This window comes from Rhodococcus sp. OS5, assembly GCF_056837585.1.
On sequence record NZ_CM166368.1, the window covers coordinates 4,587,315 to 4,613,205 of the forward strand.

The 25,891-nt window shown below is 61.0% G+C and carries 19 protein-coding genes; 11 read left to right on the forward strand and 8 right to left on the reverse strand.

What is annotated here, in order from left to right:
• Positions 1-64: 64 nt before the first annotated feature.
• A complete protein-coding gene (gene eno, locus ACVZUB_RS21235) occupies positions 65-1,351 on the reverse strand; it encodes a phosphopyruvate hydratase (protein ID WP_003946309.1) in 1,287 nt (428 codons plus the stop codon).
• Positions 1,352-1,565: 214 nt separating this feature from the next.
• A complete protein-coding gene (locus ACVZUB_RS21240; RefSeq protein WP_482627735.1) occupies positions 1,566-2,378 on the reverse strand; it encodes a lytic transglycosylase domain-containing protein in 813 nt (270 codons plus the stop codon).
• 140 nt (positions 2,379-2,518) lie between these two features.
• On the opposite strand from ACVZUB_RS21240, the gene efeU reads away from it, so the two are divergent.
• From efeU to efeB, 3 genes are read left to right on the forward strand one after another with little or no spacing between them, the layout of a single operon-like run.
• Positions 2,519-3,421 carry an iron uptake transporter permease EfeU gene (gene efeU / locus ACVZUB_RS21245; RefSeq protein WP_482628546.1) on the forward strand — a complete coding sequence of 301 codons (903 nt, stop codon included), beginning with the start codon at positions 2,519-2,521 and terminating at the stop codon, positions 3,419-3,421.
• 14 nt (positions 3,422-3,435) lie between these two features.
• Complete coding sequence (efeO, locus tag ACVZUB_RS21250; protein ID WP_482627736.1) at positions 3,436-4,566, forward strand: iron uptake system protein EfeO; 1,131 nt, start codon at positions 3,436-3,438, stop codon at positions 4,564-4,566.
• The gene (efeB, locus tag ACVZUB_RS21255) at positions 4,567-5,847 is read left to right on the forward strand and encodes an iron uptake transporter deferrochelatase/peroxidase subunit (protein ID WP_063316802.1); all 1,281 of its coding nucleotides are present in this window, start codon (positions 4,567-4,569) and stop codon (positions 5,845-5,847) included.
• Here efeB and ACVZUB_RS21260 read toward each other — a convergent pair.
• Positions 5,820-6,956, reverse strand: a complete 1,137-nt coding sequence (locus ACVZUB_RS21260; RefSeq protein ID WP_482627737.1) for a glycosyltransferase — start codon at positions 6,954-6,956, stop codon at positions 5,820-5,822. The genes efeB and ACVZUB_RS21260 overlap by 28 nt on opposite strands.
• Positions 6,957-7,072: 116 nt before the next feature.
• Here ACVZUB_RS21260 and ACVZUB_RS21265 point away from each other — a divergent pair, with 116 nt between their 5' ends.
• From ACVZUB_RS21265 to ACVZUB_RS21295, 7 genes are all read left to right on the forward strand, one after another.
• Entirely contained in the window at positions 7,073-8,839 is a 1,767-nt protein-coding gene (locus tag ACVZUB_RS21265; RefSeq protein ID WP_063316801.1) for an alpha/beta fold hydrolase, read from the forward strand.
• Between the two features lie 11 nt (positions 8,840-8,850).
• Complete coding sequence (locus tag ACVZUB_RS21270; RefSeq protein WP_223304407.1) at positions 8,851-10,257, forward strand: O-antigen ligase family protein; 1,407 nt, start codon at positions 8,851-8,853, stop codon at positions 10,255-10,257.
• On the forward strand, positions 10,185-11,207 hold the full coding sequence (locus tag ACVZUB_RS21275) for a glycosyltransferase family 4 protein (RefSeq protein ID WP_223304406.1): 1,023 nt from the start codon (positions 10,185-10,187) through the stop codon (positions 11,205-11,207). The genes ACVZUB_RS21270 and ACVZUB_RS21275 overlap by 73 nt, the downstream gene beginning before the upstream one ends.
• Positions 11,208-11,214: 7 nt before the next feature.
• A complete protein-coding gene (locus tag ACVZUB_RS21280) occupies positions 11,215-12,804 on the forward strand; it encodes a flippase (RefSeq protein WP_482627738.1) in 1,590 nt (529 codons plus the stop codon).
• A complete protein-coding gene (locus tag ACVZUB_RS21285) occupies positions 12,801-13,889 on the forward strand; it encodes a glycosyltransferase family 4 protein (protein WP_083058234.1) in 1,089 nt (362 codons plus the stop codon). Before ACVZUB_RS21280 ends, ACVZUB_RS21285 begins: the two co-directional genes overlap by 4 nt.
• Positions 13,882-14,967 carry a glycoside hydrolase 5 family protein gene (locus tag ACVZUB_RS21290; protein ID WP_054827664.1) on the forward strand — a complete coding sequence of 362 codons (1,086 nt, stop codon included), beginning with the start codon at positions 13,882-13,884 and terminating at the stop codon, positions 14,965-14,967. Before ACVZUB_RS21285 ends, ACVZUB_RS21290 begins: the two co-directional genes overlap by 8 nt.
• Before the next feature lie 229 nt (positions 14,968-15,196).
• The gene (locus tag ACVZUB_RS21295) at positions 15,197-16,285 is read left to right on the forward strand and encodes a cellulase family glycosylhydrolase (protein WP_063316862.1); all 1,089 of its coding nucleotides are present in this window, start codon (positions 15,197-15,199) and stop codon (positions 16,283-16,285) included.
• A 15-nt stretch (positions 16,286-16,300) separates the two neighbouring features.
• Here ACVZUB_RS21295 and ACVZUB_RS21300 read toward each other — a convergent pair whose 3' ends face one another.
• Positions 16,301-18,064 (reverse strand): YveK family protein, encoded by a 1,764-nt coding sequence (locus ACVZUB_RS21300; RefSeq protein ID WP_139799832.1) that lies wholly within the window; start codon positions 18,062-18,064, stop codon positions 16,301-16,303.
• A 92-nt stretch (positions 18,065-18,156) separates the two neighbouring features.
• Positions 18,157-18,936, reverse strand: a complete 780-nt coding sequence (locus ACVZUB_RS21305; protein ID WP_075833977.1) for a hypothetical protein — start codon at positions 18,934-18,936, stop codon at positions 18,157-18,159.
• A gap of 53 nt (positions 18,937-18,989) precedes the next feature.
• On the opposite strand from ACVZUB_RS21305, the gene ACVZUB_RS21310 reads away from it, so the two are divergent.
• A complete protein-coding gene (locus ACVZUB_RS21310) occupies positions 18,990-19,511 on the forward strand; it encodes a YdcF family protein (RefSeq protein WP_020970286.1) in 522 nt (173 codons plus the stop codon).
• A 60-nt stretch (positions 19,512-19,571) separates the two neighbouring features.
• Here the strand turns inward: ACVZUB_RS21310 and ACVZUB_RS21315 are convergent, their stop codons facing one another.
• From ACVZUB_RS21315 to mfd, 3 genes are all read right to left on the reverse strand, one after another.
• Entirely contained in the window at positions 19,572-21,053 is a 1,482-nt protein-coding gene (locus ACVZUB_RS21315; protein ID WP_482627739.1) for a sugar transferase, read from the reverse strand.
• A 319-nt stretch (positions 21,054-21,372) separates the two neighbouring features.
• On the reverse strand, positions 21,373-22,209 hold the full coding sequence (locus tag ACVZUB_RS21320) for a nucleoside triphosphate pyrophosphohydrolase (protein WP_482627740.1): 837 nt from the start codon (positions 22,207-22,209) through the stop codon (positions 21,373-21,375).
• 7 nt (positions 22,210-22,216) lie between these two features.
• Complete coding sequence (mfd, locus tag ACVZUB_RS21325; protein WP_064444237.1) at positions 22,217-25,843, reverse strand: transcription-repair coupling factor; 3,627 nt, start codon at positions 25,841-25,843, stop codon at positions 22,217-22,219.
• Positions 25,844-25,891: the final 48 nt, after the last annotated feature.

The following is a 25,891-nucleotide window of genomic DNA, read 5'->3' on the forward strand; positions in this document are numbered from 1 at the left end:
GGACTTCCGCCGGGGGATCGTGGCTTACCGCGCTGTGCAGACACTACTGAATCTTAGATTTCCGTCAGGCCTCGAAAGCGAAGCGCGGGAACGCAACCTCGCCGGCGTAACGTGCTGCGTCGCCGAGGTTTTCCTCGATGCGCAGCAGCTGGTTGTACTTGGCAACGCGCTCGCTGCGTGCCGGAGCACCGGTCTTGATCTGGCCGCTGCCGACGGCAACCGCGAGGTCGGCGATGGTGGTGTCCTCGGTCTCGCCGGAACGGTGGCTCATCATCGTCTTGTAGCCGTTGCGGTGAGCGAGATCGACGGCATCGAGGGTCTCGGTCAGGGTGCCGATCTGGTTGACCTTCACCAGGAGTGCGTTGGCCGCACCCTTGACGATGCCTTCTTCGAGGCGCTCGGGGTTGGTGACGAAGAGGTCGTCGCCGACGAGCTGGATCTTGTTGCCGATCTGATCGGTGAGTGCGACCCAGCCGTCCCAGTCGTCTTCGTCGAGCGGATCCTCGATGGAAACGAGCGGGTAGGCGTCGATGAGCTCGGCGTAGAACGCCGCCATCTCGGCCGCGGTGCGGTTCTTGCCCTCGAACTTGTAGCCGGTGCCGTCGGTGTAGAACTCGGTGGCAGCGACGTCGAGAGCGAGCGCGACGTCGGTACCCAGCTTGAGGCCGGTCTTGTTCACGGCGATCGTGATGAGGTCGAGTGCTTCCTTGGTGCCTGCGACGTCGGGCGCGAATCCGCCTTCGTCGCCGAGACCGGTGGAGAGGCCCTTCTCCTTGAGAACCGACTTCAGGGAGTGGTAGACCTCGGCGCCCCAGCGCAGCGATTCCTTGAAGCTCGGTGCGCCGATGGGAGCAACCATGAACTCCTGGACGTCGACGCCGGTGTCTGCGTGCGCGCCACCGTTGAGGATGTTCATCATCGGGACAGGGAGAACGTGAGCGTTGGGGCCACCGACGTAGCGGAACAGCTCGAGGCCCGAGGACTCGGCGGCGGCGCGAGCCACGGCAAGCGAGGCACCGAGCAGAGCGTTTGCGCCGAGACGCGACTTGTCCGGGGTGCCGTCCGCGTCGAGCAGCGCCTGGTCGACCGTGCGCTGCTCGGTTGCGTCGATGCCGATGATGGCAGGAGCGATCTCGCCGAGCACAGCCTCCACGGCCTTCTCGACGCCCTTTCCGCCGTAGCGTGCGCCACCGTCGCGCAGTTCGACGGCTTCGTGCTCACCCGTCGAAGCGCCGGACGGCACCGCAGCCCTGGCGAAACTTCCGTCTTCGAGCAGAACCTCGACCTCAACCGTGGGGTTACCACGGGAATCAAGGATCTCGCGAGCTCCGACCTGCTCAATACTGGCCACTGTGTGGTTCTCCTTCGAATGGGCTTCGCATTGGGGCACGCTCTGCGTGCTTGACACTTGGGCTCCGACCCCTCCGGTCGAAAGAGGACCACGATCGCGGCTGGGCCTCTGCAGTGCCAGCACCTCTGTAGTGCCAGCACACAGCCTAACCGCACGGGCCGAAGGCTTCTTTATCGACGCGCGGTCACGGGTCCGACCTGCGGATCGATCACCGTCAGTCCGGCCGTACCCCGACTGAATACGCCGACGCACGATCACGAACGAGCGCGAGATAGTCGCCCGAGAGGTTGTACGCCATCAGTGCCTGCTGCCATCCGGCAGCGGAAGTGAGGTCTCCCCCGCGTGCACACAGGTAGCGGGCGGCCGTGAGGGCAGCGTCGTCGATGTTGTCGGGGTCCACCCGGCCGTCGCCGTTGGCGTCGACTCCCCATTTGAGCCACGTCTCGGGGATGAACTGCATGGGCCCCATCGCACGGTCGTGCACTGGATCGCCGTCCATCGCCCCGCCGTCGGTATCGGGGATCTCGGCAACTCCCGGGCCACCGTCGAGAGGGATTCCCCGAATGATCGGAGCAACCTGGCCGAACGCGTCGACCGACGAGCCGTCGTAGGTCCCGTGGCGGCTCTCGACGCTGCCGATACCGGCCAAAGTTGTCCACCCGATTCCGCAGCCGGGAAGCGTCTCGGCCATGACCGCAGCGGCGTACCCGTAGGCCTCGAGTGCCGTCGTCCCGATCCCGATGTCGTCCGACAATCCCGCTGCCCAGTCGGCGAGTTGATCAGCACTGCGGCCGGGAGCATCGATGTCGATCGGCGGCGTCGGAGCGCCGGTACCTGGGGGTATTCCCTCCGGAATGGCCACTTTCGGTTCGTTCGATCCGCAAGCCACTACGCCTGCGCCCAGCAAAGCCGTTCCGGCAGCTACTGCTGCTACGGCTCGCGAGAGACGCCGGGGACTTCTGCGGTCAGCGGGGGTTCGGTACACCCTTCCATCATCCACATGTGAACGAACTACTCCCGAATCCATTGGTAAAGAACAGCAAAAGTACAGGTGAGGGCATGGTTCGCCGTCGATGATGGAGTATCTTCTTCTGAGTTAAGGCTGGCCTAGCCTCACGAACTTGTCCGAAGCTGTTACACCCTTCCTGTCAGGAGTCGCCCGTGCCCGTGTCGGTACTCGCTGCCGCGAGCACACCATCAGTTGCCACCCAGTTATTCGGCAGTGGCCTGATCGGTCTGCGCGAAGGCCTCGAAGCGGGCATCGTGGTGATGATTCTCGCCGCCTACCTCGTGAAGGCGCAGCGCAAGGACGCACTGAAATGGGTGTGGCTCGGCGTCGCGATCGCCGTCGCGATGGTGGCGATCATCTTCTTCGCGATCCACTACGGAACGTCGACGGTCGACGGCCTGACCGCAGAGATCATCGCGGGCGTTGCCTCCCTGATCGCCGTCGTCATCGTCACGATCATGGTCCTGTGGATGCGTACGGCAGCGAAGAACATTTCCGGAGATCTCAAGGCGGGGATGGAAAAGGCGCTCATTGCCGGACCCGTCGCCATTTTGTCGCTGGCATTCTTCGCGGTCGGTCGTGAAGGCGTCGAGACAGCGTTGCTCATGGTGGGGTACGCAGAGAACACCGCCGGCAGCTCCTGGCCGCTGGTCGGACTGCTCCTCGGAATTCTCTTGGCCGCCGTCTTGACCGTCGCCATGTACTTCGGCGCCCTCCGTCTCAACCTCACGACGTTCTTCCGGTACACGGCGATCTTCCTCATCGTCGTAGCCGCCGGAATCCTCTCGTACGGTGTTCGCGCTCTGCAGACCGGAAACGTCCTGCCGGGCGGTTCGAATCTCGCGTTCAACCTGACACCCGGCTACGACCCGTCGACCTGGTACGGCACCGTCCTCGCCGGAATCTTCAACTTCCGCCCGGACCCGACCGTCCTGCAAGCCGTCGCATGGCTCGTCTACCTCGTAGCCGTCCTAGCACTCTTCCTGCGTCCCCTTCCGTCGAAGCCAACCGAGCCGACGGCCCCGCCCGCGCACGACACACACGTTCCCGAAAAATCCTGAGAGGCATTGCCGACATGCGTAAATCCACCCTCGTACTGGCCACGGCTGCGGTACTTCCCTTCTCCCTCGCCGCGTGCACCGAGAAGACGACGGCGAACGACGGCGACATCACGGTCACCGCCACCGACGACTCATGTGAGGTCAGCGCCACGACGGGGACGACCGGCACGTCGACCTTCCAGGTGACGAACAACGGCTCCAAGGTCACCGAGTTCTACGTCTTCGCCGAGGGCGATCGAGCGATGGGCGAAGTCGAGAACATCGGCCCCGGCCTTACCCGGCAGCTGATCGTCTCCCTCCCCGAGGCTGCGACCTATCAACTCGCGTGCAAGCCGGGCATGGTCGGAACCGGCATCCGTCAGGACTTCGTCGTCACGGGCGATTCGCAGGCGGCCACCGACGAGAGCGGCCAACTCGCCGAAGCTGCCGACGGCTACCGGAGGTACATCCGCAGCCAGATCGTCGCGCTGCAGGACACCGCAGCTCAGTTCGTCGCCGCCGTCCAGTCCGGCAACGTCGACCAGGCGAAGGCACTCTTCCCGATCGCACGTACCTACTACGAGCGCATCGAACCCGAAGCCGAGAGCTTCGGCGAACTCGATCCCAAGCTGGACCTGCGCGAAGCGGATCTGGAGCCCGGTCAGGTCTGGACGGGATTCCACCGCCTCGAGAAGGATTTGTGGGTGACCGGGCTTCAGCCGGATACCAACGCGGTCGCCGATCAACTGCTCGAAGACATTCAGTATCTTGCCGACCAGCTGAATGCCGAGGATTACACGATCGATCCAACCAAGATCGCCGGCGACGCCCAAGGACTGCTCGACGAGATCTCGACTTCCAAGATCACCGGCGAGGAAGACATCTTCTCGCACACCGACCTGTGGGATTTCCAGGCCAACGTCGACGGCTCGCAAGCGGCGATCGCGGCACTGAACCCGATTCTGCAGGAACGTGATCCCGAGCTCGCCCAGCGCATCGCTGACCGATTCGCCGACCTCGACGCTGCGCTGGCGCAGTTCCGGGTCGGCGACGGATTCGTGTACTACGACACCGTCACCGAGGCGCAGCGTCAGGAACTCTCGCGTAAAATCGATGCACTGTCCGCCGAGGTCAGCCAGGTCCAGGAAGTAGTCGCGGGACAGTAGATGACTGATTCACCAGAAGGCACACCCGCTGCGGAAAACGCAGCACCGCACGCAGTCTCACGGCGCCGACTGTTCGGCGCCGTGGGGGCCGGCGCCGTCCTGGCCGGTGCCGGTGCCGTCATCGGGCGGGTGACCGCCGACGAGAGTTCCGGCGCCGATCACGCAGACGTGGTCGCCTTTCGCGGCGAGCACCAGGCAGGCATCACGACGCCGGCCCAGGATCGTATGCACTTCGTCGCTTTCGATGTGACGACGAAGTCGCGCGACGAACTGATCACGCTGCTGCAGACGTGGACGGCGATGGCCGAACGAATGACGGCGGGTCAGGAAGCAACCGAAGACGGAGCGACCGGCGACGGTCCGTATGCACCACCGAGCGATACGGGTGAGGCACTCGATCTCGCGCCGTCGCAACTCACCCTGACCATCGGATTCGGACCGTCACTTTTCGACGACCGTTTCGGGCTCGCAGACAAGAAACCTGCTGCCCTGCTCGATCTCCCCCACTTCCGTGCGGACAACCTCGACCCGAATCGGAGCGGGGGCGACATCGCCATCCAAGCGTGCGCCAACGATCCCCAGGTTGCCGTCCATGCGATCCGCAACCTCGCGCGAGTCGCGTTCGGGACCGCGTCGGTCAAATGGTCGCAACTCGGGTTCGGACGAACATCCTCGACCTCGACGACGCAGGCGACGCCACGAAATCTGTTCGGGTTCAAGGACGGAACAGCCAACATCAAGGCGGAAGATCCAAACGCACTCGCCCAGCACGTCTGGGTTGATCCCACTGACGATCAGGCCTGGATGGCGGGCGGATCATTCCTCGTCGCCAGACGAATCCGCATGCTGATCGAGCAGTGGGATCGCGCAGTACTCAAGGAACAGGAAGCTGTCATCGGCCGCTCCAAACGGAGCGGAGCGCCGCTCGGTGGCAAGGACGAGTTCGACGAGCTCGATCTCGATTCCAAAATGGGACACGACTTCGTCATCCCGGAGGATTCACACGTGCGCCTGGCCTCTGCCGAGGAACTCGGTGGGATTCAGATCTTGCGCCGCGGATACAACTTCACGGACGGCTCCGATGGCTTCGGCCACCTGGACGCGGGACTGTTCTTCGTTGCGTACTGCCGGAATCCGGTCGAGCAGTTTGTTCCGATGCAGCAAAACCTTTCACGACACGATGCGCTGAACGAATACATCCAGCACGTCGGTTCTGCGGTCTTCGCTTGCCCCGGCGGTCTCGCCGACGGGAGCTACTGGGGCTCCGCGCTGTTCGCGTAGCCGAACACCGGGACACCGGTCCAGGTTGCGATCTCGGAACGAAATCTGCGCACGGAGTACTTCTCGTACGAGCGGGCACCATTCACGTCCACTGCGGCGACATCTCGGATGCACTCGGCCACCGATTCCCAACTGTCGTCGTGGAAATGGAGTCCGTCGACACCAGGTGTCACGGTTTCCGAAGCTCCCCCGATGCTGTTCGTAATCACGCGCGCACCCGCAGCCATTGCCTCCACCGGCATGATTCCGAAGTCTTCGATCGCCGGAAAGACGTATGCGAGTGCCTGCTGATACAGCGCAAAAAGCAACGCATCCGAGGGGCGCCGAACAATTCGAACGGGAACCGACGCAGAGTCAGCCATCGCGCGGAGCCGATCCTCTTCCGGGCCCGACCCTGCGATGACAGCAGCCGTTCCGGCCCGCTCGGCTGCCCGGATCACCCAGTCCAAACGCTTGTACGGAATGAACCTCGAGGCACCGAGAACGAATGGCGAGGGAAAACTGGATAGTAGCTGAATTTCGTTTTCGCTCAATCGGGACCGCCAATCCTCGACGGCGGAGATCCGGTCGACGTCCACCGGAGGGTGGATGACCCGTGATTGCACGCCCCAGGCTCGCTCAACCCGTCGACTGACGAACACACTGTTCGCTGCGAACGAGGCTCCCTCCGACGCTCTTTTGCGGTCGATCTTGCGCAGAATGGGTGATCCCAGCCTCGCGAGTGGCGAGTTTCCACGCTCGTCCAGTTCGGGATTCCACACGTACCTGGCGGGGGTGTGCACGTAGACGAATTTCCGGAATCGCGCAGACTGCTCCCTGAATGTTGCGTGATGGGCAAACACGTGGGAGCTGATCAGCGCGAAGTCATAGCCGCGGTTCTCCAACCCTCGCCAGGTGAACGGCATGACAGGCAATGAGAGCGCTTTGCTACGACGCAATGGCGTTGCAGCGAGCACACTTTCGTTGACATCGGTTGTCGAGTAACGCCCGGGAGCATCGTTCCACAGACAATAGAGGTCAGCGTCCGGATAACAGTTGACGAACTCGTCCAGCACCTTCTCTGCGCCGCCCGAACGCTCTATCCATTCATGGACGAGTACACCTGACATTTTCGGACTCCTATGCGCTTTTTTGGCGCTTCACAAACCTAGAGATTGCCGGATCGGCATCAAACAGACTACTGGTATGTTTACTAGCAACATACAGGCAACCGATCTTGACCGGAGTGATCACCATCGAGACTCAACTGGCCACGTGGTTCGGGTCGGCAGACAGGCCGTTGCTCGGATTCGTTCACGTGCCCTCTTCAGGAACTGTCCGAGAAGCCGTGGTCATGTGTCCCCCGCTGGGCAAGGAGCACATCGACACCTATCGCGGCATGCGACTTCTCGGCGAAAAACTCGCGGCACAGGGTATGGCCGCTTTTCGTTTCGAGTACGCGGGAGTCGGCGACTCGGCCGGTGCCGAAGACGATCCTGACGCTCTCACCCTCTGGCTGAAGAGCATCGTCAGCGCTGTGGACTATGTCCGACGAGCGGGCGCGGAATCCGTCAGCATCGTCGGACTGAGAGTTGGGGCCCTCCTGGCAGCGTCGGCATTGCAGGAGTGCGGACACGTCAACTCGATAGTCCTGTGGGACCCAATTCTGACCGGCCGCAACTACCTCAGGGAACAACGTGCGTTCTACGCGATCAGCGTCGGAGAGGACGATCCCGCCGACTCACGTGTGTCGATCATGGGTGGCGTGCTGGCTCCCGAATGCGCCGACCAACTGTCACGTCTCCGCATCACCGGACCATTTCTCGGACGTCCACGCACCCTTCTGGCCGTGAAGTCTTCGGTACTGGACAGCAGAGCTGTCGCCGGGCTCGCAGCAACTCTTGATCCCGAGATGATGATCTTGGAGAACCACGACGCGTTCACGTCGCCTCCCAGTTTCTACGTCGACATCCCCTACACACACATCAGCGAAATCGCACAGTGGTTGGATCGCCACGCGCCCACGAGTTCCTCCGCGTTCACTCCCGCGATCACCACCACAGCTCGCGTCGCGGTCACCGAAGTCGGCGAGGAGGTGTTCGAGACGTTGGAACGATTCGGCGCTCAGGAGCTCTTCGCGATCCGCACGCATCCCGCAACTTCTCCCGAATCCGAGGCAGGCAACATATCGACCACCGATGCGCCTCCCGAGCGCGGACTACTGTTCTTCACTACTGCAATCGAGCATCGAGTCGGGCCTGGCCGCTCGTGGGTGACCATCGCTCGTGAGGCCGCGGCTCTCTCGGTCACGAGTCTCCGATTCGACCGACGAGGGGTCGGCGACTCGGGTCCGATCGACGCCGACAATCCGACGTCGGTCTATTCACACGCGGCAGACGAGGACGCACGCACTGCCGTTGCCGCACTCGGCGCAGATCCGAGAAACCTCGTGATGACCGGATTGTGTTCGGGGGCATGGACCTCAGCGTCCATGGCGCTCCAGATGGGTGCGAGATCGACAATACTCGTAAACATGATCTTGTGGTCGGTGAGGCGCAAGAAGTCCCTGATGGATGCTGTCTTGCCGGAGGCTCCTCGAATCGATCCAGGTGCCGAAACCACGAAACTTCCCCTCCGCGGACGGGTGAAAGGCGTACTGCAGTCCCGTCTCCCCTATCCAGCGTGGAAGCTTCTGGGAATCAGGGGAATCACGCAGGTTCCTGAGGTAATGCTGGAGGCACTCTGCAAGCGTGGGGTGGATACCACCGTCATCCTCTCCCCCGCGGACGCCGCATGGTTCAATCAGCAACGCGGACCCGAAGGCGTTGCCCGGATGACTCACCGAGGACAAACGTTCGACGCGATCATGCCACCGGTCGGCGATCACCCGTCCTACCATCGTGACCTCCGAAATATCGTGCAAACAAAGGCGATTTCTTCGATAGCGAAAGCATTCGGAATTACGACGGTCCCTCGGGCCGACACGGCGAATGCGAACCGGTTCATCGCGTGAACACATCATTCATGTTTGTTGCTGCAATCTTCGCAGTACCCATCGTCGTTGCGATCTACCAGCGACCACAACGCGGCTTGCTGCTTGTTGCACTGTTCGCTCCGCTCCACGGTCTGTTGGCGATCATTCCCGGCGGGACATCGATGGCCGGTTGGAAGGAGGGGTTGCTCCTGCTCACGTTGGGATGCACCTTCGTCAGCCCCAATCGCCTTCGGGTAGTGCGCCCCTCGATGCCTTGGTGGCCGGCTGCCGCGGCCTGGGTAGCTTTCGGTTCCGCGTCAGCACTGCTTCTGTCCGGTATCGCCGGGGTGACATCGATAAAGATCACCTACTTCTACATCTTGATACCCGTCATTCTCTGGCGCGCACCGTTCTCGCGGGACGACCGAGATCATCTCGTGTCCGTCCTGATGGGTATGGGGATACTGACAGCAGTCATCGGACTCCTTCAGCAAGCAGTAGGGCCTGCATACCTGGTGGATCTCGGCTACAGCTACACCGAACAGATTCGAATCACCGGCTCGATCTTGCGAAGCTTCAGCACTTTCACCGGTCCGTTTGCGTTCGGTCTCTTCGTGATGCTGAGTTTGATCGTCGGTATTTCGGTCGCTCTCGCGGATCCGAAACGGCTGCGCAACATTATCTTTCTGGCCGCAACTCCGATCATGGTCGTAGGCATGGGAGTCTCGATTGTGCGGGCCAGCTACATCGGGTTGGCTGTCGGGCTTCTCTGGATTGCCGTATACAAGTATCGGTCTATCTTGATGTTGTTCGGCGCGGCTGCCGCTGCCGTTCCCTTTGTACTTCTGTTGGCACCACCATCAATCGTCAAACCACTGTTCTCGTCGTACAGTCTCGAAGAACGCGGTAGCGGATGGTCGTCGACAATCAGCTCGCTGTTCGTGCATCCACTCGGGCAAGGTCTGGGCGCAACAGGATCCGCGGCAGCAAAGGCGGCGGAAGCAGCGCAACCGATGCTCAACACGATGACGATCAAGGCCGCGACAACACTTGGGCTGATCCCCTATCAGCCCGACAACTACTACATGAAAGTCGCAGTCGAGCTCGGACCGATCGGCTTGTGGATTTTTGTCCTGGTCCTCATATCTTCCGGAGCGTCCGCGCTGAGGGCATCGCGTGTGCTTCCCGGCTCGGACGGCGCTTTGGCTCTCGGTGTCAGCGCCTCGATCGTCGCGGCCGCGGTCGCTTCTGTCGTCTCGACATATTTCGAGATATTTCCCCTCGACCTCTACTTTTGGCTACTGATTGGAACCGTGGGATGCGCACTGACTCAACACCACTCGGAGAAAGAAGCGATATCCGATCACGAATCACCCTCGGAGCCATGGCACTCCGACCTGGTGGGGGCGGCGTCCAAACCTATGCACGCGAACTACTCCGAGAACTCTCCCCACTGATCAGCGAATCGACGAACCTCAGCGCAACAGTGCAAATCGACGCTGTCGATGAGATTCCAACCGGAGTGCGCGCCGTGACGCGCCCTGTTGCCTCCGGAGCACGCAGAGCCGCGTGGGCGATGGTGCCGGTCGCGGGCAGCGACTTGTTCCACAGCCTCGACGTCGACCTCCCGATCGGGCAAGGCGGCCTGAAGATCTCGACGTTTCACGACATGTCGGTATTCGACGTTCCGTGGGCCTTCAGTCGATATCGAGCAGCTGGCGAACGCCGACTCCTGTCCGCGGCGCTACGCAAGGCCGACGTCGTCATTGCAGTATCGGACTTCACCGCCGAACGAATACTCGCACTGAGCGGTCGGCATGCCGTTGTCACGCCGCTGGCACCCGCATCCTGGGCCACGATCCCCACCGAAGCTGCAGTGACCGAAGTTCGGCGGCGATTGAAACTACCGGAGCGATTCGTGCTGCAGGTCGGAACGATCGAACCTCGAAAAGATGTCGCTCTGGTCGCCGAAGCGTGCACGGAGCTGTCGATTCCTTTTCTGCTGGCGGGCTCCGGCTCGACTGGCCCCGACGCGCCCCGTTCCGCCCGAGGATTGGGTTACGTCGCGACAGAAGACCTTCCGGCACTCTATTCCGCCGCAACTGCTGTCGCTTACTCCTCCCACTACGAGGGGTTCGGTCTGCCGCCACTCGAAGCCATGGCGTGCGGCGCGGCAGTGGTTGCGAGTGCGGTCGGAGCACTGACCGAATTCGCCGACAACGCCGCCGTGCTTGTCCGCAAGCACGACAAGGCTTCCTGGTTGGCCGCTCTTCGCTCAGTCGTCCTGGACGACGATGTCAACACCGCACTCCGTATATCTGCGCCACGTGTCGCGGCCCGATCGACGTGGACCCGAACAGCCGAATACACGGTTGACGCGTACCGCACTGCAGGGCTGAGCGTGTGAGTTGCTCATGACGAATCGCAATTCGACGGGCACCGAGCCCGTATCGCCGCGAGAGTTCGCCGAATTGCGCCAGGCCGCTATCGACAAGTTCGAGAAGGAACGTCGCGAGCGAGAGACGAAAATCCACGGGCCGGCCGCTCCGGATTTGACTGCGAACGATGCACGCCGAAGCACTGCGATCATGCTCGGAAGCCGGATCGCAGTGGCAGCGATGGGGTGGACCGGCTCGGTTCTGATCGCGCGTTCGATCAGCCCTGACGAATTCGGTCAGTTCTCCCTCATCTTCGGATTGCTCGGATTGTTGTCCGTCGTCACCGATCTCGGCGTCGGCCGAGTGGTGCTCGCGAAGTTGGTCGAGTGCAATCCGTGGGAAGTTTCGCTGGTCACCACCGCGTTCATATCCCTACGGGTCGCCCTTGGTCTTTTCGGATACATCGTCGCGGTGGGTTATGTCTGGATTCTCCGCTACCCCGCAGAAGTGGTCGAAGCAACGGCGGTCGCTGGTTTGGTCGTTGTCGTTGCCACTCCCAGCCATGCACTTTCCGTCATGTACCAGAGCCGCCTGCGCATGACGTATGTCGCGATCGCCGAGGGCGTCGGGCAACTCGCCCAGCTTGTCGCGACCATCGTCGCGGTTTTGTGGCAGCCGATCCTCCTCGTTCTCGTCATCCCTGCGGTTATCAACGAAGTGGTCGCGGCCGTCGTGAAAGTGCGCGGTGTCCGAAAGGGCGTCGCCGGGCCTAGGCCGTCGTCACGAGCGCAGTTTCGTAGGTGGCGGGAAATGCTGATCGAAGCAATCCCTTTGAGCATCGGCTTCGCTTTGGTCACGCTTCTGTCCAAAGTGGATGTGCTGCTCTTGGGCAAGCTCGATACTTTCGATTCGGTCGGCTTGTACACCATCGGGTACAAATTCGCGGACCTTCTGCAAATCGTCGCAATCACCGTAGTCACCCCGGTAACAACACTTCTCGTGTCCTATTGGCCCGACAGCGTGGCAGTGTTCCGCGAACGAAGCCGCGAAACATTCATCGTCCTGACAGTTCTCGGGAGCGCATCGATCGCCGCGTTCTGGCCTGCTGCCACCGGAGTGCTCACCTTTCTGTACGGAGAGCGGTTCGCAATTGCAGGGACCTCGACGCGACTGTTGGTGCTTGGCGCATGCTTCTCGATGCTCACCCAGTTGGGGTTGATGATCCTGGTTGCGAGCGGCCGGCATCGAATATATCCGTGGATTGCATTGGGCGGCTTACTCTTCAATATCGTGGTCAACATCGTGTTAATTCCTCGAATGTCATTCAACGGAGCGGCAGTTGCGACCGTATCGACCGAACTGCTTCTTTTCGTTGCAATTTGGGTTGTAGTGCGGCAAAGTCTGCCGGTTCACAGAATGTTTCCGATGCTCCCGCTCGGAGCGGCCGTCGCCCTCTGCGCGGTGGTCACAGTGGCAGGAACGATCTGCGTCGAAAGGTTGTGCGTGCCATGGCCAGTCGTTTCGGTTCTCGCTCCACTTGGGACAGTCGGAATCTATGCACTTGTATCGCTCGCGGGCGGGAAGTCGCCACTCGCAATGGTAAAACCCGACAGGGAAGTAAAATGACACGAACGATCATTTTCGTCAGCCACACTGGAGAGATCTCCGGCGCCGAACTGGTCATGCTCCAACTGATGCGTTTGGCACACGAGCAGGGTTTCACGGTAATGTTGGCTTGTCCGGAAGGGCCGCTGAGGGATCGCGCATGCGCGTCAGTCGACTTCGAAACGGTCACGCTACCAACCCTGTCGCTCAGAGGCGAAGGGGGTCTGGCACGCGTCCTGGCGATTCTCGAAGTTGCAAAGAATTGGCGAATTGCCGGGCGCATCATTGCGTCTCGGGCTCAGTCGGCCAGCTCGACCGTGATAGTCAACTCATTGTTCGCATTGCCGGTGATCAGGCTCGGCCGCGTACCGCAACGTGCAACGTGGCTTGTCCACGACACTCTCTCGAGCACAAAACAACGATTCGTCGTACGGATTGCAAAACCCGGGATCCGACGAGCAGTCGCCGTCTCCGGACCGACATCGCTTCCTGTTCTTTCGCTGGGAATTCCCACCTCGGTGTCACGACTTGGTGTTGTAGTTCCCCCTGAGGTAACGGAAGTTCGATCACCGGCACGCCGAGTTGTCGGAATCATCGGGTCACTGACGCCGTGGAAAGGCCACTTGGTGTTGATGGATGCCATCGCCCGCACAGTAGACGTCCAACTCGAAATCGCCGGACTTCCGTTCCCGGGCGATGAAATGTACGCACAAGTACTTCGTGAACGCGCACAGCAGCCGGATCTGGCGGGTCGCGTCACATTTCTCGGATATGTCGATTCACTGGCAACTATCAAAGGATGGGACATCGCGATTTCTGCGAGCACCTCTCCCGAAGCCGGCCCACTCGTGGCACTCGAAGCAATGAGCATCGGAGTGCCAGTCGTCGGAACCGATCTCGGCGGCACCAGCGAGCTGCTGGGGGACGGCGCCGGATCGCTCGTCGAGCCATCTGATTCAGTAGAACTCGCAGCCGAGATAACGAGACTGTTGGAGGACGGGAGTGCACGATCCGAATTGTCACGCATCGGCCGGCGGAAGGTAGAGGACCGATATGACATCCAGAAGAATCTTCCGGCTCTGCTGAAGGAGCTCATCGATGGCTAAGGCACGTCGAGTCGCCGCAGTCGCAGTGGTCTTGTTGATTGTCGGATTGGTAGTCCATTCTTCGATTACCGCAACCGGCGAACCTTGCGCAGTTCAACCTTCGTCAGACAATACTGGCATCGCACTTGGTTCCGGCTATACCGCAATGAGTGACGCCGAAATGGATCGAACGGTGGAAGCTATTCGATCATCGGGTTCGCACTGGGTCAGATTCGACATCGACTGGTCCGCCATCGAAAGTACCGAGGGCACCTTCGACTGGTCCGGAACCGATCGCCTCGTGGACATCGCGAAATCTTCCGGGCTCGAGATTCTCGGTCTCATCACCTACACGCCTGCCTGGGCAAGAGATCCGGCAGCGACGAGTCCTGACACGCATACCCGTCCGGCCGACCCGGACGCGTTCGGTAGGTTCGCGGCGCTTGCCGCTGCCCGCTACTCGAATTCCATTTCGTCATGGGAGATCTGGAACGAGCCCAATCTCCAAACATTCTTCAATCCGACGCCGGATCCTGAGTATTACTCGAAGCTGCTCGCCGCATCGAGCGTAGCAATCGAGGCAGTGCAACCGGGCGCAACAATTGTCTCCGGTGGCTTGTCCCCCGCAACTGACAACGGCGCTGACATAAGCCCCACGACGTTCCTCGCGAACATCTACGAATATGGAGCTGGACAACACTTCGACGTTGTCGGAATGCATCCGTACACCTACCCGGCACTGCCCTCGGACCCGTTGACTCGAAACTGGAACTCTTTCTATCGAATGCGGCTGATGCACGACACAATGGTTGCAAACGGCGACTCGACCAAATCTATTTGGGCGACCGAATTCGGGGCACCAACAGGAACTGGTCTCGACGCTGTGACCGAGTCGATGCAAGCCGAGATACTGCGTGACGGATTCAACGAAGCGCGTAGCCTCGGGTTCGTTCAGAAGGTCTTCGTTTACAGTCTCCAGGACCGCGGCTCCGATCCCGGTGATCGCGAACAAAACTTTGGCCTTCTGGATCTCGACTTCGAACCGAAGCCCGCAATGGCCGTGTTGCAAGATGCAAACGAAACTGGAGGATGCCTCTGAACTATTGATCATTTTCGACCACAGTCACCGAGAAAATCGGACAATACCAACCGGCGCATTTCGCAGTAGCACCCAACCGGACGGAAGTACTGCAGAACCGACTTCGAGACTGGTGCCAAGTGACCCAATTCATGCAATTCTTTGATTTGTCGGATTGGTCATCTAGTTCGGCTTCCAACTTGTCTGTCCCGCACCGGTTTCGAGTCACTGTGGAAAGAAGGTGGTCGGCGTGAGTCGACTTCGATTGTCCCTCGCCTGCGCCCTGTTGACTGTCGGGTCATTGAGCGCGTGTGCACCGAGTCCCGTTCCAACAACAACCCCAACCCCGAACTCGACGTGCAGTTCCGTTGGTTTAGGGATCGCCGCGGGCGCCCCACTCAACGGTCTCTCTCAGAATGATCTCGATGCAGAACTGACCGCAATGAAGAATGCCGGCGCGACCTGGCTCAGGTTCGACGTCGATTGGTCCGCCGTCGAATCAACCAAGGGCCAACAGAATTGGAGCACAACGGACCGCGTCGTCGATCGAGCACGTCTCCAAGGATTGAGCGTCTTGGGAATCGTTACGTACACGCCGGCTTGGGCTCGCGTCGCCGGGGTCAACGATACCCACGGGTATCCATCCGATCCGGCCGCGTTTGCCAAGTTTGCACAACAAGCAGCACAACGGTACTCGAACAGAATCAGCACTTGGGAGATTTGGAACGAACCGAACCTGACACAATTCTTCCGCCCCAAGCCGAATGTGAACACATACACTGCACTCCTGAAAGCCGCATCTGAAAGTATCCGTGCGGTACAACCGGGTGCAAAGATTCTCAACGGCGGTTTGGCACCGGCCGTCGACAACGGATCCGACATCTCACCGGTCACATATCTCAAGGGTATGTACGCGGCAGGAGCAAAGTCTTCATTCGATGTCTTTTCGATCCATCCGTACAGTTGGCCTGCGCTACCTTCGGATTCGTCCACCCAGAATTGGAACACTTTCTACAGGATCCGACTGATGCGAGAATCGATGGTGCAGAACGGGGACAGCGGAAAGAAAGTCTGGGCAACCGAATTCGGAGCTCCGACAGGTACAGGCCCGACCGCCGTCAGCCCGCAATTACAGGCCAACATCATCTCGGATGGATTCGCGCAAGCAAAGGTGCTCGGTTACATCGAGCGCATTTTCATCTACAGCATGCGTGATCGCGGAACCAACACTTCGGATATCGAACAGAACTTCGGTCTGGTCACGATCAATTACACTCCGAAACCCGCACTCGCAGCGGTGAAACAGGCAGTTGGAGGGTGCAGCACACCCAAGATCTAGTGAAAGCCCGGTCCTTCAGGATTCCGACTGTCCGTCTGCTGAATCCGAACGTATAAGGCTCACGCGAGTTCTTTGCCTCCTCTTTCGAATTTCCGCTATATCTTTGGAGGTCAGCATAATTCGTTCGGTCGAGGCTTCGGAGTCGATGCCGTCGGCTTCCCCGGACGCCTTGACACCAGTTGCATCATTGCTGGTCGACTCCGCTCCGGAAATCTCCACTGCGGACGCCTCGACTCCGGCGCCCTCGACATCAACAGCCTGCACGATCTGCGGCTCTTCGAGCTCGACCCCTGCGCTCGGCTTGGGCATAGCCTTCGGCAGGTTCTTCTTCGCAATACTGACCGTTTTCGCATCCACCAGGCTGGCGCGATCCCTCCTCGAATCCAGGGCGGAAGTATCCATTCCGTACGGCACGGCAACGGAAGGCTCGTTCAGCCGCGGCGCACCGGACTTCACCCAGGCGCTGTCGGACGGGGCCTGTGAGTTCGTGGCCGAGTTGGTCGGCTCGGCCGCCAGTTTCACTGAACTTGCGGGCCTGCGTCTGCGACGCAGCACCGCGAGGGTAAGTACGTCGAGGAGAGGCTCGGGAGCAGACGGACCCACGAGTACCAGTGTTCGCGCAACATCGACTTCGGCCAAAGCCCTGAGGCATTCGACGATCTCCCGTTGGTTGGCGTGCTGTGCGGAGACAACAACCAGGGCAAACCCGGTTCCATTGGAGTCAAATCGGCGCCACCAGTCCGACTTCAGCGAATATCGGGAGACCCCGGATCGCACGTGCGCAGGAACATCCCATGATGTGGAGAGGACGCCGTCACCCGAAAGCACCAGGACATGATCACCGAGACTTGCACGCTGGCATATCGTCAGCGCGAGGTTCGGCGGAAACTCAGCGGCTTCGGAGTGCTGCAGGAGTAGTGAGGCTCCGTATTTCCGGGCCGTTCGACGTGCCCACGCGTCGGTCACTCGCGAACTGAATCGACCCCGGCAGGCAGAGAGGATTTCGGCAGCGAGAATGAGGACCACCAAGAACGCAACCGCCGACTCGACGAGTGGCTTCGGCGCAACCGGCAGACCCGTTCCCGCGGGGGCGGAAAGCAACTGCAGTCGGTCGGAACCGGATACGGTCGATCTCAACTGGCGCAACTGCTCCAGCCTCGCGTCGAGATCCGCCTTGATAGTCGGATCGTCGGCGGGCGTCTCGTATTCGTCCAAGCTTTCTCGCCGCGCTGCGTCCAAGTCCCCGTTCAATCGAGCGATGTCGTCGGTGAGAACTCGGGTACGACGATCCAGCGTGTCTGCATTGCGTCGCGCCTGCGCGTCGCTCAAGGTGGCGACGACTATTCGTGCCAGCGCGTCCGCGTCAGCCTGACTGAAGGCAGTCGCCTTGACGAATACCAATGCCGGAGAAGTACCGGGCGTCACCGAGATGTGGCTTGAGACATCCGCTGTCGTCCACCCGTTATTCAACTGGTCGTGGATGGCGGCAACCACATCGCTATCGGTGGCCAGTGCGACATAGGGGGCAACCAACTGGCCGAGGTTCGCGTCCGTCACGACGATCTGAGAGGCAGACTGAACCTCCGCGACGATGTCGGATTGATACACCGGTGTCGCGCTTCCCCGCACAGCGTAGACAATCCCACCGACGAGCAATGCGATGACAAGAGCGGGGAAGAACACTCTTGCAAGGTTTCGTGCATGCCTCACCAGGTCGAAAGTGGGCGGAACGCCGAGTTCGCGACGTATCGCCGCATCCCTGGTACTCGAATCTGCCATCTTGAGTACCCCCGATTGGATCGCGCGTTGAAGCGTAGCTGAAAGAAACCAAAAGTTTGCCGAACGCACACAAACATACCTGACGGCTGATGTCAGCTACCAAGTAGCCATCGCGGTCGCGACCACATTTGCCAGTACTCGACGATTTCGGCTCCGCTCGCGTCGTACAGAGCATTGCCGGCAGCGCTGGCGAGACCACACACGGCGCCGTCGCCGACAGCCTCGAATGCGGCTGCCGACACTTGCCGAAGGACCCGTAACCCATGTCCGCGCCGCTGTCCTTGCGCCCTGGTTCCGGCCGCCCACACAGTGCTGATGGGCTTACCGAACGACAGCATCGCTGCGGTCTGCAGCGTGTCGAGTTCGAACAGGCCGACGACTGAACGCTCACTTGGTCGGTCGGGGGCCGCCTCCTGATACACCAGAGTCGCAGATTCGCGATCGATACCGAAAACATCCTCCGCAAGTTGTCGTGCTGAACGCAGGTCGCCATCTTCCAGGATCCGCACCGCGGCATCCGGCGCTGACGGAGAATTCGGTAGCGCGCGCAGCGAACTCGAACCGACGCACACCCACCCTGCATCCGCGAGGACGGTCGCGGCATCCAGGCCCGCCCCGGCGAGCATGACAACGGTGCGCAGTCGCTCTGCGAGCACTCGTTCCACAACGGCGACCGTGTTTTTCCGCACATCACCCCCATGGACCAATGCAAGGTTGTAGCTGGGATCGGGTGCACCCGTGAGAGCGATCCACCAACCGTCGTCGGCGAGATACACACCGGTCTCAGGTACGAGTCCAGACATGTTCTGCCCATAGGCATCCCGTAAGGCGGTCAACCCCGCCACCGTCCGAAGTGGTTGCGATCCGGTCATCGTCGTCTCCTGGGTCCAGGTATTGTGGGGCCATCAAACAGATCAAATCGGCCTTGAAGATTGCGGGCATACCTCTATCACTCCTCGCCCTTGGTGCGGCAGCGGGTTGGCCCGTCTTCGTCTCACCCAAGATCGATGCACCACGAAGTGCTGACGCTATCGTTGTCCTCGGCGGAGCACACGACGGACGCGAGGAGGTCGGAATCCAACTGATGAAAGACGGTTACGCACCACGCCTGATCTTCTCGAATCCGTACGGCGACAACGACAAGAAGATGCGGTCGATCTGCGAGGGTACGTTCGACTTCCCTGTCGACTGTTTCGTCCCGTCACCGTCCACCACCGAGGGCGAGGGGTTCGAAATCGAGAGAATGGCTAATGCCAACGGATGGAAGACTGTCATCGTCGTGACGTTCGTTCCTCATATCTCGCGGGCGCGGCACATCATTTCGCAGTGTTATCAAGGAGAACTGGTCATGGTCGCAAGCCGTCCGGAACTCTCGATCGGGACGTGGGCATTCAACTACGTTTACCAAACTGCCGGCTACGTCAAGAATCTGTTCTCGCATTGTTGAGCTCGACAGCTGACAGGAGGGTGCCCGGCGCGGATATCCGCGCCGGCACCAACCGCGTAGTCAGTACGCTCCGTCGCTTTTCGCGACCGCTGAGACGGTACGAGTAATGATCGAAAGATTTTGCAGGATAGACCAATTCTCCACGTAGGAAGAGTCCAGTCGAACAGATTCTTCCCACGAGAGATCACTGCGACCACTTACCTGCCAGAGGCCGGTGATGCCAGGCTTGACCAGCAGGCGCCGGGCAACCTCGTCGTCGTACATCTCGACCTCGCGACGCAATGGCGGCCGTGGGCCGACAACGCTCATCTCTCCGCGAATGACGTTGAAGAACTGCGGTAGCTCGTCGATACTCAATCGACGAAGGATCTTGCCGACGGACGTGATTCGTGGATCCTCACGCATCTTGAACAACACACCTCCGGCGCCTTCGTTGTCCCCCATCAGATCGACAACCTGCTGATCGGCGCCTTCCACCATGGTACGAAACTTGAACATGGGGAACGGTTTCCCGTTGAGGCCGATGCGTTCCGCCTTGTAGAACACCGGGCCTTTCGACGTGAACTTGACTGCAGCGGCAGCGGCGAGCATGACCGGCGCCACGAGGAGGATCATCAGCATCGAGAACACCGCGTCGAAAACAGCGGGCGCAAGCCGGTTCGCGCCCTGGTAGCGCGGCCGCGCAACGTGAATCAACGGGAGACCCGCCGCAGGGCGAAACATCAAGCGAGCCTTCGACACATCGGCCACGACCGGTGAAACCACCATGTCGACGCCCTCGGCTTCGAGGTCCCACATCAGTTTGCGAATGCCCACCTGTCCGAGGTCTTCGGTCCCGGTTACGATGACGGTGTCTGCGCCACTTGCGCGCATCCCCTCGACTACCTCGAACTCGTTGCCCATTACCGGGACTGCTGCTCCGTCGACAACGATGTGATCGTCCAACGCGGTCGCCCGACGCGGAATGCACGCTCCCACAACGTCGTAGCCTGCCGAGGATTCCCGCACGAAGGCACGCGTAGTAGCAACGACGGACGCATGTCCACCGACCAACAGCACCGAGTTACGGCAATCCCCGATCGCACGCTTCTTTCGAATGTCGCGTCGCCAGAGGTAGCGTCCGAGAAGCAGCGCAGCGAGTCCGACGGGCAGTGCGATCATGAGGTAGCTTCGCGCAATTCCCACGCCCAGAATGATCCCGGCCAATGCGCCTACTCCGAAGACCTGGCCGGTAGCGAGCAGTACCTTCTCGTACTCGTCACTGCCCTCGCCCAGCATCGCCTGATGACGGCTACGCCCCCGTGCGAGGGCGATCATCCACAGTCCGCCCAACGCTGCAGACGCGATCACTTTAAGTGGTGTCAGCCACTCGATGGGATGCGGCCACATACTGCCGATCTGAGCGAGTGCGATCACGAACAGGACCGTGATCGAATCGCTCACTGCGATCCGCTTCCGGTATGCCCGGCGCCAGTCTGTTCCGACATGAGCGGAATCCTGCGATACCGCCGACCGGCTCTCCACCTCAGCATGAACGCTCATTTGCCATCAGTCTTTCTTGTCATACGAACGGCGTCAGCGGATCGAACGGCTTGGGGGATCGCTGATCGGTAGCCACCGCGAGCGTCCAGGTACGGCAACACCCCGCCGGTTGCCGTACCTCGCTGCTCGCAGTGCAGAAATGAACCGTCATCGGACCCCCCTACATAACCGCCGATCAAAGGCCAATTCATGCAAGAAAACGACCCAGTGTTGCTCATTTCGTACGTAAACATACCTTAGGTTTGTTTCAACTGCACTCACCAAGCCCAAGCTATTTTCCGATTGCCAGGTGATTACCGGGCAATTACGTCAAAGTGGGCTAATCCTCCACGTCTTCGAGACGTCTTCCCTCACGAATCCGAATGTCGGCGATCAGCATGTCCAGGGCGCCCAGGAGTGCAGTGTCGGCGCGTCGGCACTGCTCGATCAGAGCTTCCAGATCAGCTTCATCGGCGCTTTCGATCACACCAGCTTTGGCGGCCCTGCTCAGTACTTTTTCGGCGAGGAGCAACGGCGGCTGCGACCGAGCGATGCCGTCCATGGATGACGCGCGAGCCTTCTCGGCAGCCTTCAAAGCGTCCCACGCCCGCTCTTGCTCAGCGATGTCGACCGCCCCGGAACTGACCAGGTGCGGGCTGCGGTGCACGAGTTTCGCGATCAATGCACCGGCCACGTCGTCCAATTCGAAAACACCGTGTGCTTGAGCGATCCGCGAGTGGAACAACACCTGAAGCAACAGGTCTCCGAGTTCCTCCCGAAGATCGCTCTCGTCGTCGCTTCGAATCGCGTCGACTACCTCGTAGGTCTCCTCGACGAGGTAAACGGAGAGGCTCTCGTGCGTCTGGGTCGACTCCCAACCGCCGCGATTCCACAACCGGTCCATGATCGACGCCGCTTCCACCAGTCGATCGCCGTGAATGGGTTCGGCGCGAATCATCTTTACCCCAGCGGCAGACAACGCCGCGATCTTCGGCTCGGCGGTGTCCATCATCACAGTCACCGCGGCGCCGGGTGTCGTGGCCGGCAGTGCGCCGCGTACCGAGTCGGGAACGTCCGGGTCGATATCGATCGCGCCGGACAGGAACGGGAGCGCCTCCAGCGGAAAGACATGCGGCCGCAAAGGATCGAGCAGTACGACGACGGGCGATTCGTTCACCGTGTGCTCACGCCTCGACCAGGACGGCACCGGCGGCGCGCCCGTCAATCGCCAGGATGAAGTCCGCGATGTACTGGAGCAATTCGACGTCCCGCAGGCGATCCGAGCCGACTCCGCCGGTGCGAGGCAGCGGGAGTTGCACGAGCCCGGTCGTTGCCCGGTACTGCGCGCTCGGATAGATCCTCTTGAGCCTGATCTGTTTGGAATCGGGCAGTGACATAGGCGAGATCTTGAGCTGAGTTCCGGTGACGGCGACTTCCTCCAGTTGATACTCGCGGCAGAGCAGTCGAAGCTTGGCCACCGAGATCAGCCGTCGAACCTCTTCGGGCAGTGGGCCGTAGCGATCGACCAGTTCTTCGACTACGGCAGCGATGCCGTCGGAATCAGTTGCCGCAGCGAGCTTGCGGTACCCCTCCAACCTGAGCCTGTCACTGGTGACGTAGTCGGGCGGGATGTGCGCGTCCACCGGTAGGTCGATCCGGACTTCCTTCGTGCCCTCGTCCATTGTGATCGGTTTGCCGTCGGCTGCAGCCCGGAAGGCTTCGACCGCCTCACCGACCAGCCTGACGTACAGATCGAACCCGACCCCCGCGACGTGGCCGGACTGCTCTGCGCCCAGAACGTTTCCGGCTCCACGGATTTCGAGGTCCTTCATCGCGACGGCCATACCCGCGCCGAGGTCCGAATTCTGCGAAATCGTTGCCAGTCGGTCGTATGCCGTTTCCGTCAAAGGCTTTTCGGCCGGGTACAGGAAATAGGCGTATCCACGTTCACGACTACGCCCGACGCGTCCGCGAAGCTGATGCAACTGCGAGAGGCCCAGCGAATCCGCGCGTTCGACGATCAGTGTGTTCGCGTTCGAGATGTCCAGACCGGTTTCGATGATCGTGGTACAGACCAACACGTCGAAGTCGCGTTCCCAGAATCCTTGCACAGTCTTTTCGAGAGTGTCCTCGTTCATCTGACCGTGCGCGACGACGACGCGAGCCTCCGGGACGAGTTCGCGGATCTTCTTGGCTGCCTTGTCGATCGAGCTGACACGGTTGTGAACGTAGAAGACCTGACCGTCGCGCAGAAGTTCACGCCGGATGGCCGCGGCAACCTGCTTGTCCGCATACGCGCCGACGTACGTGAGGATAGGATGACGTTCTTCCGGCGGTGTGAGGATCGTGGACATTTCACGGATCCCGGCCATGCTCATCTCGAGAGTACGAGGAATCGGGGTAGCCGACATCGTCAGGACGTCGACGTGGGTGCGTAGCGCCTTGATGTGTTCCTTGTGCTCGACTCCGAATCGCTGTTCCTCGTCGACGATCACAAGCCCGAGGTCCTTCCAGCGAATACCGGTCTGCAGCAACCGGTGAGTACCGACGACGATGTCGATCTCACCTTCCGCCATGCCGGCGATGATTTCCTTCGAGTCCTTGGCGTCGGTGAACCGGGACAGCCCTCGCACCTTCACCGGGAACGACGACATTCGTTCGGTGAAGGTCTGAAGATGTTGCTGTGCAAGCAGAGTCGTCGGCACCAGCACCGCCACCTGCTTGCCGTCCTGCACTGCCTTGAACGCGGCGCGGACGGCGATCTCCGTCTTGCCGTACCCGACGTCACCGATGACCACCCGGTCCATCGGAACCGGCTTCTCCATGTCGGCCTTGACCTCACTGATAACGGTCAACTGGTCGATCGTCTCGGTGAACGCGAACGCGTCTTCGAGTTCCTTCTGCCACGGTGTGTCCGGGCCGAACGCATGCCCGGGAGCAGCCTGACGCGCTGCGTAGAGCTGAACCAGCTCGCCCGCGATCTCACGAACTGCCTTGCGGGCCTTACGCTTTGTGTTTGCCCAGTCGGATCCACCGAGCTTGCTCAGCGCCGGCAACTCTCCACCGACGTATCGGGAGAGTTGATCGAGCGATTCCATCGGGACGAACAGACGATCGCCCGGGTGACCGCGCTTGCTCGGCGCGTATTCGATGACCAGGTATTCACGACGCGCCCCACCGATGGTGCGTTCGACCATTTCGACGAACCGGCCGATACCGTGCTGATCATGCACGACCATGTCCCCTGCCGACAGCGCGAGGGGATCAACCTGATTGCGGCGCTTGGCCGGCAAGCGCTTTCCGTCGCCGACCGCGGCAACGCGGTTGCCGGTCAGATCGGACTCGGTGACGATCACCATCCCAGGCGTCGAGTCGTCGCCGGCGAGTACCAGTCCGTCGTGCAGTGATCCGCGGAGCACCGCGACCTGTCCACGAGCGGGGGTAACGCCGGCATCGAGCATCTTGGCGGGCACTTCGGCTTCACCGAGTCGCTCCACGACGCGGCTTGCGGTTCCGGCACCTGCCACCACGATCGCCGCGCGACCGCCCGTGCTCACGTGCGCCCGAAGGCTGACGAACAGCTCGGCCAACAGGTCGTCGGAACCGCGCACCTGCGGTGCCGCATGCACCGGGAGTTCGAGTTCTTCACCGTTTCCCGACGCCAGCGGGCTGACTGTCCACCAGGGTCTGCCGGCAGCTTCGGCAGATTCGCGAACATGACGAAGCGACCGGTACGCGGAGGCACCGAGATCGACTCCTCCGCCGTTGAGGATCGACGTGTCGAGCGGTGCAGCGCCGCCGATCGACGCCGCCGTCCACGATGCTTCCAAGAATTCCTGGCCGGTGCGCACCAGGTCGGTGGCGCGGGTGCGCACCTTTTCCGGATCACACAGAAGAATGTGCGCCCCTTCGGGAAGTACATCGGAAAGTAGTTGCAGTTCACCGGGTTTGAGAACCGGAAGCAGAGCTTCCATCCCCTCGACGGGGATACCTGCCGAGATCTTGTCCAGCATCTCGACCAACGACGCGTCAGCCTGGTTCTCAGCAGCGAGTGCCGCAGCTCGATCACGAACATCAGCTGTCAGAATCAGTTCACGACACGGCGGCGCGATCACGGAATCGACGTCGACGTCCGCTAGCGAACGCTGATCGGCAACTGAGAAGTACCGAAGCTCGGATACCTCGTCACCCCAGAATTCGATACGGACCGGATGATCCGCCGTGGGCGAGAACAAGTCGAGAATGCCACCACGGACCGCGAACTCACCACGCTTTCCCACCATGTCGACCCGGCTGTACGCCATCTCAACCAGACGAACCAGAACGGAATCGAAATCGATCTCGGTGCCGACGCGCAACGTGATCGGTTCTATCTCGCCCAGGCCTGGCGCCATCGGCTGAACGAGGGAGCGCACCGTGGTGACGATCACCCGAAGAGGCGATCCGTACGAGGCGTCGTCTGGCCTGGCGAGTCTGCGCAGTACCTCCACCCGTCGCCCAACGGTATCCGCGCTCGGCGACAGTCGCTCGTGCGGCAATGTTTCCCACGACGGAAACTGCGCCACTCCTCCACCGAGCATCTCGGTGAGTTCCGAAGTCAGATCGTCGGCTTCACGACCGGTGGCTGTCACCAGCAGCACCGGCGTGCGAGCGGCGAGTGCAGCGGCGATGAACGGCCGAGCCGGCTTCGGAGCCACGATGTCCAAGGCGGCCGATCCGATGGATTCGATCACCGGAGTGAACGCGGCATCTGCGAGGGCGACCTCGGCGAGTCCAGCGAGCGCAGTCTGGGCAGAGGACAAGGAAGTCAACGAACGCGCTCCTGAACAGTGATGACGGGTTGCGGACGCACAGCCCGA

Bases quoted from the DNA above. Each gene is read 5' to 3' on its own strand.
- efeB (WP_063316802.1), top strand. From the start codon at position 4,567: ATGACTGATTCACCAGAAGGCACACCCGCTGCGGAAAACGCAGCACCG.
- ACVZUB_RS21305 (WP_075833977.1), bottom strand. From the start codon at position 18,936: ATGACCGGATCGCAACCACTTCGGACGGTGGCGGGGTTGACCGCCTTA.
- ACVZUB_RS21280 (WP_482627738.1), top strand. From the start codon at position 11,215: ATGACGAATCGCAATTCGACGGGCACCGAGCCCGTATCGCCGCGAGAG.
- efeO (WP_482627736.1), top strand. From the start codon at position 3,436: ATGCGTAAATCCACCCTCGTACTGGCCACGGCTGCGGTACTTCCCTTC.
- ACVZUB_RS21270 (WP_223304407.1), top strand. From the start codon at position 8,851: ATGTTTGTTGCTGCAATCTTCGCAGTACCCATCGTCGTTGCGATCTAC.
- ACVZUB_RS21240 (WP_482627735.1), bottom strand. From the start codon at position 2,378: ATGGATTCGGGAGTAGTTCGTTCACATGTGGATGATGGAAGGGTGTAC.
- ACVZUB_RS21300 (WP_139799832.1), bottom strand. From the start codon at position 18,064: ATGGCAGATTCGAGTACCAGGGATGCGGCGATACGTCGCGAACTCGGC.
- ACVZUB_RS21260 (WP_482627737.1), bottom strand. From the start codon at position 6,956: ATGTCAGGTGTACTCGTCCATGAATGGATAGAGCGTTCGGGCGGCGCA.
- ACVZUB_RS21290 (WP_054827664.1), top strand. From the start codon at position 13,882: ATGGCTAAGGCACGTCGAGTCGCCGCAGTCGCAGTGGTCTTGTTGATT.
- ACVZUB_RS21315 (WP_482627739.1), bottom strand. From the start codon at position 21,053: ATGAGCGTTCATGCTGAGGTGGAGAGCCGGTCGGCGGTATCGCAGGAT.
- ACVZUB_RS21275 (WP_223304406.1), top strand. From the start codon at position 10,185: ATGGCACTCCGACCTGGTGGGGGCGGCGTCCAAACCTATGCACGCGAA.
- ACVZUB_RS21285 (WP_083058234.1), top strand. From the start codon at position 12,801: ATGACACGAACGATCATTTTCGTCAGCCACACTGGAGAGATCTCCGGC.